The 13,890-nt window shown below is 40.8% G+C and carries 17 protein-coding genes and 8 tRNA genes; 24 read left to right on the top strand and 1 reads right to left on the bottom strand.

What is annotated here, in order from left to right; all coding sequences use genetic code 11:
* Positions 1 to 26 precede the first annotated feature (26 nt).
* The 15 genes from WD019_RS14440 (at position 27) to WD019_RS14370 (ending at position 11,927) form a co-directional block, all read left to right on the top strand.
* Positions 27 to 686: a TetR/AcrR family transcriptional regulator gene (locus WD019_RS14440; RefSeq protein ID WP_425711934.1), complete on the top strand. Its 660-nt coding sequence runs from the start codon at positions 27 to 29 to the stop codon at positions 684 to 686.
* Between the two features lie 18 nt (positions 687 to 704).
* Complete coding sequence (acpS, locus tag WD019_RS14435) at positions 705 to 1,067, top strand: holo-ACP synthase (RefSeq protein WP_026677424.1); 363 nt, start codon at positions 705 to 707, stop codon at positions 1,065 to 1,067.
* A gap of 228 nt (positions 1,068 to 1,295) precedes the next feature.
* A complete protein-coding gene (locus WD019_RS14430) occupies positions 1,296 to 2,306 on the top strand; it encodes a LolA family protein (RefSeq protein ID WP_425711933.1) in 1,011 nt (336 codons plus the stop codon).
* A gap of 156 nt (positions 2,307 to 2,462) precedes the next feature.
* Positions 2,463 to 3,596, top strand: coding sequence for an alanine racemase (alr, locus tag WD019_RS14425; RefSeq protein WP_425711932.1), 1,134 nt, complete (start codon positions 2,463 to 2,465; stop codon positions 3,594 to 3,596).
* 205 nt (positions 3,597 to 3,801) lie between these two features.
* Positions 3,802 to 4,071: a CopG family ribbon-helix-helix protein gene (locus WD019_RS14420; RefSeq protein ID WP_211235563.1), complete on the top strand. Its 270-nt coding sequence runs from the start codon at positions 3,802 to 3,804 to the stop codon at positions 4,069 to 4,071.
* 3 nt (positions 4,072 to 4,074) lie between these two features.
* Positions 4,075 to 4,425, top strand: coding sequence for a type II toxin-antitoxin system endoribonuclease NdoA (gene ndoA / locus WD019_RS14415; protein WP_026677421.1), 351 nt, complete (start codon positions 4,075 to 4,077; stop codon positions 4,423 to 4,425).
* A 234-nt stretch (positions 4,426 to 4,659) separates the two neighbouring features.
* The gene (locus WD019_RS14410) at positions 4,660 to 5,478 is read left to right on the top strand and encodes an STAS domain-containing protein (protein WP_425711931.1); all 819 of its coding nucleotides are present in this window, start codon (positions 4,660 to 4,662) and stop codon (positions 5,476 to 5,478) included.
* Between the two features lie 11 nt (positions 5,479 to 5,489).
* Entirely contained in the window at positions 5,490 to 5,846 is a 357-nt protein-coding gene (locus WD019_RS14405) for an STAS domain-containing protein (RefSeq protein ID WP_026677419.1), read from the top strand.
* A 2-nt stretch (positions 5,847 to 5,848) separates the two neighbouring features.
* Entirely contained in the window at positions 5,849 to 6,250 is a 402-nt protein-coding gene (locus tag WD019_RS14400) for an anti-sigma regulatory factor (RefSeq protein ID WP_026677418.1), read from the top strand.
* A gap of 11 nt (positions 6,251 to 6,261) precedes the next feature.
* Positions 6,262 to 7,284, top strand: a complete 1,023-nt coding sequence (locus WD019_RS14395; RefSeq protein WP_425711930.1) for a PP2C family protein-serine/threonine phosphatase — start codon at positions 6,262 to 6,264, stop codon at positions 7,282 to 7,284.
* Between the two features lie 64 nt (positions 7,285 to 7,348).
* A complete protein-coding gene (locus tag WD019_RS14390; RefSeq protein WP_425711929.1) occupies positions 7,349 to 7,681 on the top strand; it encodes an STAS domain-containing protein in 333 nt (110 codons plus the stop codon).
* Positions 7,678 to 8,160 (top strand): anti-sigma B factor RsbW, encoded by a 483-nt coding sequence (rsbW, locus tag WD019_RS14385; RefSeq protein WP_425711928.1) that lies wholly within the window; start codon positions 7,678 to 7,680, stop codon positions 8,158 to 8,160. The genes WD019_RS14390 and rsbW overlap by 4 nt, the downstream gene beginning before the upstream one ends.
* On the top strand, positions 8,126 to 8,917 hold the full coding sequence (sigB, locus tag WD019_RS14380; protein WP_026677414.1) for an RNA polymerase sigma factor SigB: 792 nt from the start codon (positions 8,126 to 8,128) through the stop codon (positions 8,915 to 8,917). Before rsbW ends, sigB begins: the two co-directional genes overlap by 35 nt.
* Complete coding sequence (locus WD019_RS14375) at positions 8,914 to 9,522, top strand: protein phosphatase 2C domain-containing protein (protein WP_425711927.1); 609 nt, start codon at positions 8,914 to 8,916, stop codon at positions 9,520 to 9,522. Before sigB ends, WD019_RS14375 begins: the two co-directional genes overlap by 4 nt.
* Positions 9,523 to 9,743: 221 nt before the next feature.
* On the top strand, positions 9,744 to 11,927 hold the full coding sequence (locus WD019_RS14370; protein WP_425711926.1) for a Tex family protein: 2,184 nt from the start codon (positions 9,744 to 9,746) through the stop codon (positions 11,925 to 11,927).
* Positions 11,928 to 11,955: 28 nt separating this feature from the next.
* On the opposite strand, the gene cmpA is transcribed toward WD019_RS14370, so the two are convergent.
* Entirely contained in the window at positions 11,956 to 12,069 is a 114-nt protein-coding gene (gene cmpA / locus WD019_RS14365) for a cortex morphogenetic protein CmpA (protein ID WP_154657941.1), read from the bottom strand.
* 91 nt (positions 12,070 to 12,160) lie between these two features.
* Between cmpA and WD019_RS14360 the strand changes: the two genes are divergently transcribed.
* From WD019_RS14360 to WD019_RS14320, 9 genes are all read left to right on the top strand, one after another.
* The gene (locus tag WD019_RS14360) at positions 12,161 to 12,631 is read left to right on the top strand and encodes a SprT family protein (RefSeq protein ID WP_425711970.1); all 471 of its coding nucleotides are present in this window, start codon (positions 12,161 to 12,163) and stop codon (positions 12,629 to 12,631) included.
* Positions 12,632 to 12,914: 283 nt separating this feature from the next.
* A tRNA-Asn gene (locus tag WD019_RS14355) sits at positions 12,915 to 12,989 on the top strand.
* Positions 12,990 to 12,996: 7 nt separating this feature from the next.
* Positions 12,997 to 13,087: transfer RNA gene (locus WD019_RS14350), tRNA-Ser, on the top strand.
* A gap of 4 nt (positions 13,088 to 13,091) precedes the next feature.
* Positions 13,092 to 13,166: transfer RNA gene (locus tag WD019_RS14345), tRNA-Glu, on the top strand.
* A 30-nt stretch (positions 13,167 to 13,196) separates the two neighbouring features.
* Positions 13,197 to 13,272 (top strand) — tRNA-Asp (locus WD019_RS14340).
* A 6-nt stretch (positions 13,273 to 13,278) separates the two neighbouring features.
* Positions 13,279 to 13,353 (top strand) — tRNA-Gln (locus tag WD019_RS14335).
* Between the two features lie 174 nt (positions 13,354 to 13,527).
* Positions 13,528 to 13,603, top strand: a tRNA-Lys gene (locus tag WD019_RS14330).
* 55 nt (positions 13,604 to 13,658) lie between these two features.
* Positions 13,659 to 13,742: transfer RNA gene (locus WD019_RS14325), tRNA-Leu, on the top strand.
* 18 nt (positions 13,743 to 13,760) lie between these two features.
* A tRNA-Leu gene (locus tag WD019_RS14320) sits at positions 13,761 to 13,846 on the top strand.
* Positions 13,847 to 13,890 lie beyond the last annotated feature (44 nt).

The raw sequence follows: 13,890 nt of genomic DNA, 5'->3' as shown, positions 1-13,890 counted from the left end.
AAAGAATTTTTTTGAAGGAGATACTTATGAAAGATCAAGAATGGCTCGCTGAGATTTTGCAAGTAAAAGATGAGGAAAAGCTGACGGATAAGCAAAAAAAAATTATTGCCGCTGCCATTGAAATTTTTTCGGAAAAAGGATACTCCGCTTCGTCAACGAGTGAAATTGCAAAACGAGCGGGGGTAGCAGAAGGAACCATTTTCCGCCATTATAAAACAAAAAAGGAATTGCTCATCTCGATTGTCGGCCCGATGATGGCAAAATTGATTGCTCCGTTTATCATTCGAGATGTAGATAAAGTGTTAAAAAAGGATTTTGACCATTTTGAAGACTTTTTACGGGCAATGATTGAAAACCGCCGTGAATTTATTAAAAATAATTTGCCTGTGTTAAAGATTTTGTTGCAGGAAATCCCATTTCATCCTGAGTTAAAAGAACTTTTTATGGAACATATTGCAAAAAAATTGTATGAGCGCTTCAAGCGGGTTGTCGAACACTTCCAAAAAAAAGGCGAACTTATCGATATGCCGTCTAATTCCGTCATTCGATTAACGGTATCAAGCATTGTCGGCTATTTATTGGCGAAATATATTCTTCTGCCTGATGCCAGGTGGGATGATGAAAAAGAGATAGAGCGAACGATCGCTTTTATTATGCACGGATTAGGAGCGAAACAATCATTTTAAAAGAAAGAGGACATGTTGATGATCATTGGAACAGGAATTGATATTGTTGAGATTTCCCGCGTCAAAAAAACATATGAAAAACAGCCCCGCTTTGCGGATCGGATATTAACGGATCGGGAGCTGAAAGACTTCCACGGCTTATCCGGTCATCGGCAAGCGGAATTTCTCGCTGGCCGTTTTGCTGCCAAGGAAGCTTATTCAAAAGCATTAGGAACCGGCATCGGAAAGGATCTTAGCTTTCGTGATATTGAAATTGCAAAAGATGAGAACGGAAAACCGATCGTTAGCCGTCCTGAAAACGAGTACGTCGCGCATTTATCGATCTCTCATTCAAAGGACTTTGCGGTAGCGCAAGTAATTTTAGAAAGCCTGTCATGCTAGTCTGCATATTGTCCCATCTGGTCTCATATATTGTAATGCGGTCAGGAGGGGCTATGTATCGCGCTTAAAAATGACAGTTTCAAGTTTAGTGAGTCAACGTTAGGACTCAAACTGAAGAAATGTTCGAATCGAAAGAACAATATCTTCAAATGATGTGAGCTGTTCATCAAGGTTGCGAGAAATAGAAACCCTTCTTTGTCGAAAATATGGGACAAAGGGGATGGGAAAATGAAGAAGACACTGTCAATTGTGTTGATGGCGTTGCTATTCATATTCGCATTGGCGGGGTGCGGAGCGAAAAGTCAGGACGATGTCGTTCAATCATTAAGCAAAAAAATCGATAAGATGAGCGGGTATAAAGCGAATGCAACGATGACGCTCCAAACAGGAGAAAAGCCTGTCAAGTATTCACTCGAGATCTGGTATAAAAAGCCGAACTTTTATCGGGTCAATCTGAAGAACGCCAAAAAAGACCAGAGTCAAATGATTCTTAGAAACAAAGACGGTGTGTTTGTGCTGACGCCAGCTTTAAACAAAAGCTTTCGTTTTGACAGTGACTGGCCGGAAAATAACAGCCAAATTTATTTAGTAGAGTCGCTCGTATCTGACATTTTAAACGATTCCACGAGAAGTTTTAAAAAGAAAGAAGACTCGTATGTGTTCCATACGAAAACACATTATCAAAACAAAAACTTGTACCAACAGGAAATTACGATCTCCAAAGATTTAAGTCCAAAACAAGTTCGTGTCATGGATAAGGATGAACATGAAATTGTAAAGCTCGACTTTACAAATGTTCAATTCGATCCGAAGTTTGATAAAAACGCATTCGATATGCAAACAAATATGACGGGAGCACAATTGGAATTGCCAACGCTTGGAGAAGATTCAAAACCGATGGAGACCGTTTATCCAAATGATACGCTTGGACTTAAGGCTCAAAAGGAAAAAACGGTTAAAACCGAAGAAGGCTCTAAAGTCGTTCTATCCTATAGCGATGAAAATGAAAAGAAATCGTTTACCCTTATTGAGCAAAAAGTGGATGTTGTACCGACACAACAGCATGTATCCATTCCTGAAGGCGAACCGGTTGATCTCGGATTTACGATTGGGGCAATGGACACCAATTCGATTTCATGGACACATAACGGCATCGATTATTTTCTTGCATCGACAACATTAAAACAAGAAGAATTAATATCGATTGCCCGTTCCGTTTATGAACATGTTTCCAAGTAAGAAAAACGCGTTTGCGTTTTTCTTACTTATGTTTGAGAGAAAAAAAACAAATCCCTTCCACATTTCTTATTTCATAAGGTAAAATAAAATGAATGGAATAGTTCTTATCACTTTAAGATATATATGTAAGTGTTGAGATGTGAGGGAGAGATAAGAGTGAATGAGCAGAAGTTTTATAGGGATACATGGGCTGAAATTGACCTCACATGTATCGAACATAATATTCGTTCTATCAAAGCAATACTCACCCCAAAAGCACACGTTATGGCGGTTGTAAAAGCAAATGGATATGGCCATGGTGCCGTTGAAGTCGCTAAACGGGCGCTTGAAGCCGGGGCAAGCTTTCTCGGGGTTGCGCTTTTGGATGAAGCGATTAGTTTGCGGGAAGCCGGGATAAAAGCCCCGATACTTGTTCTCGGTAGAGTGCGGCCCCAGGACGTAGCGATTGCCAGCAACTATCAAATTTCCCTTACTGTTTTTCAATCGGAGTGGGTGAGAGAAGCGCTCGAACACCTTCCTTCAGATAATCGTATAAATGTTCATATTAAATTGGATACGGGCATGGGAAGAATTGGTCTACGTGAAAAAGAAGAAGTGAAACAATTAATTGATCTTCTTATGCCAAACGATAAGCTTATCATTGAAGGCATATTTACGCACTTTGCAACTGCGGATGAACTGGATTCTCCATTAGTTGAACAGCAATTGACGAAATTCAGGGAGATGGTTGGTTGGCTAAAAGAATGGGGAGTTGAACCGGCGTTTGTACATTGTGCGAACAGTGCAGCAACGCTTCGCTTCCCTGATGCTCCTTTTAACCTTTTCCGCGTTGGGATTGCGATGTACGGTTTGTCCCCTTCACCTGAGTTAAAGAAGGTGCTTCCGGTCTCCTTGAAAGAAGCCTTCAGCCTTCATTCCCGGCTTATACATGTAAAAAAAATTCAAGCTGGAGACACGGTTAGTTACGGTGCCACCTATACAGCTAAAGGTGAAGAATGGATTGGTACGATACCAATCGGTTATGCTGATGGATGGATGAGACGTTATGCCGAGGGCGGGCATGTTATTGCGGGCGGCGTGAAGGTGCCGATCGTCGGCCGAATTTGCATGGATCAATGCATGGTCCGCCTGCCTTATGAGATGAAGATCGGTGAACTCGTGACAATGATCGGACGGCAGGGGAAAGAGGAGATCACCATCGACTCACTTGCAAAACAAATAGGCACGATCAACTATGAAATTCCCTGTCTAATAACGGCAAGAGTTCCGCGCATATATAAAAAAATGTAAAAAAGACAGGTCGAATTTTAGAAAATATGAATGTAATTTAAAATTTTTAGCAGAATATTAGAAGGAGTATTAAAAAAGTTGAAGAATAATTAGTTTAGAAAATCACTTTGCATTGGCTCATACCTAATGGTAATATTATATGAGTTGAAAAATGAATCTGATCGTAGCAAGCTTTGCGCTGGAGGTGTAGGGTGTGTCCGAATTAATGAACACAAAAAGAATTGTTATTAATCTACCCCAACAAATTGTGAGTGAGGTAGACCGTATTATTAAAAGCGAAAATTTGGACCGCAGCGAGTTTATCCATCAAGCAACAAAAATGTATTTGCGTGAACGGAAGAAGCGTCATATTCGCGAATCTATGAGACAGGGTTATATGGAGATGGCGAAAATCAATCTAAACATCGCATCAGAAGCCTTTCTTTTAGAGGAGGAAGCTAATCATACGGTAGGCCGCTTAGTGAGCGGGGTGTAATAATTGATTGTTAAACGTGGTGACGTTTATTTTGCAGACCTATCCCCTGTGGTTGGCTCTGAGCAAGGAGGAATAAGGCCCGTCCTGGTAATCCAAAACGATATCGGAAATCGATTTAGTCCCACTGTTATTGTTGCGGCCATTACCGCTCAAATTCAAAAAGCGAAACTGCCGACACATGTTGAAATCGATGCAAAGAAATACGGTTTTGAACGTGATTCGGTTATATTGCTTGAACAAATCCGGACCATTGATAAGCAACGGTTAACGGATAAGATCACGCATCTTGATGAGGATATGATGCGCAGAGTAGACGAAGCGTTGCAAATCAGTCTTGGCCTTATTGACTTTTAAACGAACAACCGAAGCGGAAATGAATCTTTCCGCTTCGGTTTTATTTATTTTCAGAGAATCCGTTTTTCGCTGTTTCTGATTTGACGTCCTGGATAAAATTTGCGGTGCAATGATTGTACTGACGATTACGATTACATAACAAAAATCGTCAGTTGTATTCAAAAGATTGCAAGAAATTGGCGAACATGAAATAATAACATTAGGCTACTATTGTCTTATGGAGGTTGCAAATTCATGCGTAACATGATTAATGATATTAGTTCAAATAAGCGAGATGTGATTGCGCAAAAATGGAAAAATGAACTCAGTACTTTAAAAAATCTATGTATTTCCTCCAAAATAACCCCCGATATGTTCGAACAATTAAATGAAGAGTTTTTAGATATGATGATCCGGTATATCAATCAAAATGATATTGAAAAAGATCAAACACTCCACCGTTTTTTTGATAAAGTATTGCAGCTGAATATGCCGCTTAAATTTTTGACTCAAGGATTGCAAACGTTCCGGCGTGTCATTTTGGATGTTCTTTTACAAGAAGATGTGAAGAAAGAAAAAGCGATAGATATTTATCAGCATGTCGATCGTTTAATCGACCCTTTGCTCAATGAAGTGGTAGAGGAATCTTCGCTTTTCTGGGAAAAGACGGTTTCCGTACAGAAAACAGCGTTAATGGAATTATCCGCGCCAGTTATTCCCGTTCTTGAAAACATTACAGTTATGCCTTTAATCGGTACGATTGATACCGAGCGAGCAAAGTTAATTATGGAAAACTTGCTCGATGGAGTCATTAAAAACCGCTCTTTAGTCGTTCTTATCGATATTACCGGTGTTCCGGTTGTAGATACAATGGTCGCCCACCATATCATTCAAGCTGCAGATGCCGTTCGCCTTCTTGGAGCGACATGCATTCTTGTCGGGATTCGTCCGGAAATTGCCCAAACGATCATTAGCTTAGGAATTGATTTAAGCTATTTCCCAACCAAAAGTACGCTTTTAAAAGGAATCGAACATGCTTTAGAAATAACCAATCAACAGTTACTAAAGAAATAGGGGTGATATCAATGCGAATTCCTATTTTAAAAATGCATGAATACTTGCTAATTTCCATTCAAGTTGAACTTGATGATCAAACCGCATTGCAATTTCAGGAAGATTTGCTTAAGCGGATTCACGATACAGGAGCGAAAGGTGTTGTCATTGATTTAACATCGGTTGACATGATTGATTCTTTTATAGCTAAAGTACTTGGCGATGTCGTTCGGATGTCGAAGCTAATGGGTGCACAGGTTATGCTTACGGGGATTCAACCTGCTGTTGCGATTACTTTAATCGATTTAGGGATTTCAATGAGAGAGGTTCCCACTGCGCTTGACCTTGAACAAGGACTCGATAAATTGCGGCTGGAACTGGAGGAGTGATGATGAGCATCCAATCCTGTGTAGAAGTGCGCAATGAGTGGGATATTGTAAGCGCAAGACAGTTAGGGCGAAATATGGCTAAGGAATTAGGGTTCGGAACGGTTGATCAAGCACGAATTACAACCGCCATCTCCGAGCTTGCCAGGAATATTTATTTGTATGCAGGGCACGGCAAAGTTTGTATTGAAGCGGTTGAAGAAATGGGTAAAAAAGGGCTGAAAATCATTGCGACTGATAAAGGTCCGGGGATACGCGATATTCGAAAAGTGATGGAAGACGGCTATACGACTTCAGGAGGATTAGGAGCGGGCTTGCCGGGAGTGAAACGGTTAATGGACGAGTTTTCCATTGATTCAAGCGTCAATGTAGGAACTGAAATCATTGCAACGAAATGGATTCGTTAGGAGTGTTGCAAGTGAAGAACAACAGTAATCCAGGCAGTAATAATCGAACAAAAGAACGCTACAAAACAATATTAACAACCTATTTAAAAGAAAAAAGCGAAACGGCTTTATATCGAGGCCAGCAATTTAGCCGAAAATTAATTGAACAACAAATTCCCCCCGAAGATTTAGTGAGCCAACATGTTCAAGTCATGCAAGAGTTATTTCCTGACATGAGTGAAAAACTGAAAGATTCGTTTGATTTTCTTCTCGAAGTTATGGTTGGCTATGGGTTTGCTTACCGGGAACACCAGAGCTTAAAATCCCGCCAGCGCCAACTTGAATCAGAAATTGAAGTGGCAGCGACAATGCAACAAAATCTCATATTAGGTGACCCTCCGACGTTTGATGGCCTCGATATAGGGGTCATTAGCGTGCCGGCGAAAAAAATGAACGGTGATTATTATAATTTTATGAACGATGGCGCGAATCTCAGTGTGGCAATCGCCGACATTATCGGAAAAGGAATTCCTGCTGCGATGTCAATGTCGATGATTAAATACGCGATGGATAGTTTGTCCCAGCACTGCATAAAGCCGAATTTACTGCTTGAAAATTTAAACAGAGTCGTCGAGCAAAACGTTAACCCAAGCATGTTCATTACGATGTTTTATGGGGTATATGACCCTACTAAACATATGTTGTTTTATTCGAGCGCCGGTCATGAACCAGGCTTTTTTTATAGTAAAAAAGAAGATAAATTTCATGATCTGTTCGCTAAAGGCCTTGTTTTAGGCGTTTCAAAAACGGTGAGTTATAAAGAGTTTGAAAAAAAGGTTGAACCGGGCGATATGATTATTCTCCTTTCAGATGGCGTGACGGAATGCCGGACCGAAAAAGGCTTTATTGAAAGGCAGGAAATTATCGAGTTAATTCGGGAAAATATGCATTTGCCTGCACAGCAAATAGTTGACCGTGTATTTTATGAACTCGAGAAATTGCAAGAATTTGAACTTCGTGACGATTTTACATTGATTGTTTTAAAACGAGTTTAGAGAATGCGATATCAGGGTAATAAGCTTTTATACGGATTAAGAAACATATCCTGGAGGGAAATATATGAACTTAGACATTCAACATAAACAAACGAATGAAACACACGAGATTTCTTTAAATGGGGAAATCGATGCATATACAGCACCTAAATTAAGAGAAGTTTTATTTCCAATAACGGAAAAAAGAGAGCAGAAAATCATCATTGATTTGCAGCAAGTCAATTATATGGACAGTACTGGCCTCGGAATTTTTGTCGGCGCCATGAAAGCAACAAAGAAAAGCGGGAGCACGTTGAAACTTTCTGGGGCTACCAACCGCGTCCGCCGATTGTTTGAAATTACCGGCTTAACTGAAGTGATTGATTTAGACAACGGGGTAAAGGGGGAGGCAAGATGAAAAGAGCCTCTGATTTTATCGAGATGACGGTCCCGGCTAAACCGGAATATGTCGGAATCGTACGGTTAACCATTTCGGGTATTGCCAATCGAATGGGTTTTTCTTTTGATGAAATTGAAGACATTAAGATCGCCGTTTCTGAGGCATGTACGAATGCGGTCAGCCATGCTTATAGCAGTTCCGAGGAAGGACAGGTGAAAGTTGGCTGCGCGATGTTTGGGGACCGGCTGGAAATTATGGTCATGGATAATGGCAAAAGCTTTGATCTAGATACAATTACGAACTCGCTTGGACCGGTTCATGGAAAGTCCATTGAACAATTAAATGAAGGAGGGTTAGGCCTATTCCTAATTGAAACACTAATGGACAAAGTCGAAATTAGTGGTGAAGCTGGAGTGGTCGTCATGATGACGAAGTATCTTCACAGAGATGAGGTGTCCGAGCATGTCAACAGAACCTCGGAAGCACCAACACAATAAAGAAGAAATTTATAAATGGATTGAAGCACTTCAAAAAGACCCGGAAAATGATGTGGTCCAAACAAAGCTGGTTCATCAATATGAGGATCTTGTGCATTCATTAGCCCGGAAATTTTCAAAAGGAAAAGGGATCCATGAAGATCTAGTTCAAGTTGGAATGATTGGATTATTGGGCGCGCTTCGCCGGTATGATGCGAGTTTTGGGCGTTCGTTTGAGTCGTTTGCCATCCCGACGATTATTGGTGAGATTAAACGCTTTATTCGCGATAAAACGTGGAGCGTTCATGTTCCAAGACGAATTAAAGAGCTTGGCCCCCGGATTCGGAAGACGGTAGAAGAACTGACAAATAAACTTCAACGTTCTCCAAAAATACAAGAAATTGCTGATTATTTGGATGTAACGGAAGAAGAAGTGTTAGAAACAATGGAGATGGGGAAAAGTTATCAATCGTTATCTGTTGATAGTACGATTGAAGCAGATCAGGAAGGCAGTACGGTAACGATTCTTGATTTAGTCGGATCCCAGGAAGAAGGGTATAATCGGGTCGATAAACAAATGGTGTTGGAAAAGGCGTTTAAAGTATTATCAGAGCGCGAACAAGAAATTTTAAAATGCACTTATTTTGAAAACTTAAGCCAGAAAGAAACCGGCGAAAAATTGAATATTTCTCAAATGCACGTGTCACGCCTGCAACGAAGAGCGTTAGAGAAGCTCCGGGAAGCGATTCAAATTGAGCCGTCGGAGGCTTTGAAATGATTCAACAATACTCCTATGACAAACTCGATGTTGCGGTTTTCCAAACATCCAAAAAAGGAAACGAGCATTGCGGAGATAGTTTTTTTATAGAAGAAACAGATCGATACTTCATCTGTGCGCTCGCTGATGGTCTTGGAAGCGGATCGATGGCGAAAGAAGCTTCTGAAACTGCTATTCAAATCATCAAAGAAAACCATTTTCAAGATATTTATGACTTGATGGATCTCAGCAATCGGAAGTTAAAAAATACGAGAGGTGCCGTCCTTTCGATTTTTAAAATTGATTATGAGAGAAAAACTGTTTATTTTTCGGGTGTTGGGAATATACGTTTTTTCTTTACAGGGAAAAATGACAAAATACAATATCCAATGCCTACGCCGGGTTTTTTATCGGGAAGGCCATTTCCGTTTCGCCTTCAACAGTTCGATCTATCGAATGAACTTTCTTTTATTATTTATTCTGACGGGTTTGACATTCAATCGAAAAATAAATATCTTTTAAGAGATTTAGATTCGCCGGTGAAATCAATCCAGTCTATCGGAAATTTTGTTCAAGATTTTAGTGATGACGCAACATGCCTAATAGGCAAAATGAAATTCGGTTAAAAACGTTAAGGAAACACAATTTTGTTTCTTTAACGTTTTTTGTGTTTTGAAAGCCAGGTTTTTATACAGGCACTTGCATGATGTATAATGAGAACATATATTAATCAAAAGAATACATGACACCGTTTTTCTTTTGATTCAGAGGCCAGAGGTCAGAATGGTTTAAATTGGGTTGGTGCCAATTTGAACTTTCTTACCTTTGAACGAAAGGGGCTTTTTCATTGGAGAAAACGATCGAGAAAACGGATGAAACCTTTTCTAGTATTGCAAAAGAGCTAGGGGTAAAAGCAAAGCAAGTTCAAAATGTGATTGGATTGTTAGACGAAGGCAATACAGTGCCATTTATCGCCCGCTATCGAAAAGAACTGACAGGCGGACTGGATGAAGTTCAAATTAAAGAGATCATGGATAAATGGAATTATGCCCGGAATTTAAGTGAACGTAAGGAGGAGGTCATACGATTAATCGAAGAACAAGGCAAGCTGACGAATGAATTGAAAGCAGCGATCGAAAAAGCCGGAAAGCTTCAAGAAGTCGAAGACCTGTATCGGCCATACAAGCAGAAACGAAGGACAAGAGCGACAATTGCTAAAGAAAAAGGGCTCGGGGGGCTTGCGGACTGGTTGTTGGAACAAAAAAGCCAGATCGACGTAGAAAAAGAAGCGCAAAAGTACTTATCTGAAGAAAAAGAAGTTTTAACAATTGAAGATGCTCTTAAGGGAGCTCAAGATATTATTGCTGAATGGGTATCTGATGATGCGGAAACACGGAAATGGATACGCCATCTTACATATAATGAAGGAATTGTCAGGACAACGGTTAAAAATAAAGACGCAGACGAAAAGCGTGTCTATGAAATGTATTATGAATACTCGGAACCTGTCCAAAAAATCGTTCCTCATCGGATTCTGGCTGTAAACCGGGGTGAAAAGGAAGACATATTGAAGGTTGCGATTGAAGCGCCAGAAGAAAAAATAGTGGAGAGATTGTCCAAAAAAATTATTAAAAATACTCTATCCGAGGCAAAGCCTTTTGTAGAAGAGGCGCTGGCAGACGGATATAAACGATTGATTGCTCCTTCGATCGAACGAGAAATTCGAGCAGAGTTGACAGACAAAGGAGAAGAGCAAGCTATACACATTTTTTCAGAAAATCTGCGTAACCTCCTATTGCAACCACCGTTAAAAGGAAAGATCGTTCTCGGAGTGGACCCCGCGTATCGAACAGGATGTAAGCTTGGAGTCGTGGATGAAACAGGAAAAATGCTTCACATTGTAACCATCTATCCGACACCGCCGAAGTCCGAAGTGGAAAAATCAGAAAAAGTCGTTCTAGATATCATTCAAAAGTACAACATCGATGTCATTGCCATCGGAAATGGAACGGCATCAAGGGAAACAGAACAATTTATCGCGGATACGATTAAAAAAGCGGATCGGCCGGTTTCGTATATGATTGTCAATGAAGCTGGGGCAAGTGTTTATTCTGCTTCTTCTGTTGCAAGAGAAGAATTTCCGGATTTGCAAGTTGAAGAACGAAGCGCGATTTCCATAGCGAGAAGGCTTCAAGATCCTCTTGCAGAACTTGTGAAAATTGATCCAAAATCAGTAGGAGTTGGTCAATACCAGCACGATGTTTCACAAAAAAGGCTAAATGAATCGTTAACATTCGTTGTTGAAACCGCCGTTAACCAGGTAGGCGTAAATGTCAATACAGCTTCACCATCTCTTTTGCAATACGTTTCCGGGTTATCCAAATCTGTTGCGCAAAATATCGTAAAGCATCGTGAAGAAAAAGGTAAATTTACAACGAGAGCCGAGTTGAAACACATTCCGCGGCTTGGTGCTAAAACATACGAACAATGTATTGGCTTTTTACGCATCATAGATGGAGAACAGCCGCTTGATCAAACGGCAATCCATCCGGAAAGCTATAAAGAGGCTCTGCAGCTTTTAAAAGAGATGAATGCTGATATTAATGACATCGGCAGTCCGGAACTAAGCGAAAAGCTTAAAAAAGCGGACGTAAAGCTTCTTGCTGAGAAATTGCAGATTGGAGAGCCGACATTGTTGGATATCATTGACGGACTTTCTCGACCAGGACGGGATTTGCGTGAAGAGCTTTCGAAACCGTTGTTGAAAACCGATGTCTTAAAGCTTGAAGATTTAACAAAGGGGATGGAACTACAGGGAACTGTTCGTAATGTTGTTGATTTCGGAGCTTTTGTAGACATCGGCGTAAAGCAGGATGGGCTTGTTCATATTTCAAAATTAGCTCGTAAATTTGTTAAACATCCAATGGACGTTGTAGCAGTTGGACAAGTCGTTACGGTCTGGGTTGACGATGTTGATATTCAAAAAGGACGCGTCGCCCTGACAATGCTTGAACCGGAAACGAAAAAATAAAAACGGAAAGCACTACTTATAATTTTGGTTATGAGTAGTGCTTTTGGTTATAAAAAAACCAGCATTGATTAAGCAAGACGATTTGATACCGGTCTTTTCGATAATAGGCGCGGCGCAATTGTTTTTTGAACCATGTAGGCATATAACACACCTCCCAGGTTATGTGTTGTGCTTTAGTTTATGTACCTATGCTTGTTAACGTGAACGAAAACTTTAAATAAAGGAGTTTGATGATGCAACAACACGAATTACAAATGTTAGTGAAGAACATATCGAATGAATGTTTTCACAAGCCTTTTAGGCATGAAGCAAGGTTTAACAAGCGGCTCCGAACAACAGGCGGTCGATACCTTTTGTCATCACACGATATTGAAATCAATCCAAAGCAATATATAGAACATGGGATGGATGAGTTAATAGGGATAATTAAACATGAGCTTTGCCATTATCATCTTCATCTTGAAGGGAAAGGATATAAACATAAGGACCAGGATTTCAAACGGTTATTAAAGCAAGTGGGAGGATCCCGTTATTGTAAGGCACTCCCGTCGCAAAAGAAGAAAGAAACGTATAAATACCTTTATCTGTGTACCGTCTGCAATGAAAAGTATAGGAGAAAAAGAAGAATAAACCTTGCAAGGTATAGATGCGGACGGTGTAATGGCCCATTAAGGCAAGGATTACTTGCCAAAACTGAATCGTGAAAAACTTGTTCATCATTAAGCAGAACAAAGGGTGTTTTGCATATACGAATCGCTCATTATGATAATCGGATAAACGCCCTTCTTTACATTTCACCATTATTCATGTGCAATTTAAGAAAACCTCATCTTTTTTTAAAAAAGGTGTTGACGGACGGTTGATCAATATGTTAGATTATAAAAGTCGCTAACGGAGCAAGTCGTTAAGAGCGAAAATAAAAATCAAAAAGACAGTTGACAAACAAAACTGAAGTGAGTACAATATTAATTGTCTCGAAAAAAATATTCCACAGTAGCTCAGTGGTAGAGCTATCGGCTGTTAACCGATCGGTCGCAGGTTCGAGTCCTGCCTGTGGAGCCATTCACACAGAGAAGTACCCAAGTGGCTCAAGGGGCTCCCCTGCTAAGGGAGTAGGTCGCTAACGCGGCGCGAGGGTTCGAATCCCTTCTTCTCTGCCATAGTGGCCCGTTGGTCAAGTGGTTAAGACACCGCCCTTTCACGGCGGTAACACGGGTTCGAATCCCGTACGGGTCACCATTTCATTCTATTAGGACAAGCTTATATTTTGGATCCGTGGTGTAGTGGTTAACATGCCTGCCTGTCACGCAGGAGATCGCCGGTTCGATCCCGGTCGGGTCCGCCATGATGTTGGGCTATAGCCAAGCGGTAAGGCAACGGACTTTGACTCCGTCATGCGTTGGTTCGAATCCAGCTAGCCCAGCCATTTTTTATGAATGAATTGCTCAGTAATGAGCGATTTTTAATGAGTTACAAGATCGGTCGCGAGCAAAACTTCGCGAATTCGCTTCGAGTTGTCTCGGTGCATCCTGCGGCAAACATTGCCGGGAGAGGAAGAGGCAGGGAATCGAATAAGTGTCTTCATCGAATATTCATCTATGAGCCATTAGCTCAGTCGGTAGAGCATCTGACTTTTAATCAGAGGGTCGAAGGTTCGAGTCCTTCATGGCTCACCATTTATTTAAAATGAAATGAACCAAACTTTAAGCGTTTCAATTACATCCAAATATTGCGGGTGTGGCGGAATTGGCAGACGCGCTAGACTTAGGATCTAGTGTCTTTGACGTGGGGGTTCGAGTCCCTTCACCCGCACCACCTTTTAAATAATTATATGCGGTCGTGGCGGAATGGCAGACGCGCTAGCTTGAGGGGCTAGTGGGGGCAACCCCGTGGAGGTTCGAGTCCTCTCGACCGCACCAAAGATAATATAAAATCCAAATGGATAAAATCTCAAATCATATAT

Origin of the sequence: Fictibacillus sp. Mic-4 (genome assembly GCF_049843615.1) — a bacterium.
Taxonomy (GTDB): domain Bacteria; phylum Bacillota; class Bacilli; order Bacillales; family Fictibacillaceae; genus Fictibacillus_A; species Fictibacillus_A gelatini.
This window is presented reverse-complemented; position numbering and strand designations above follow the sequence as displayed.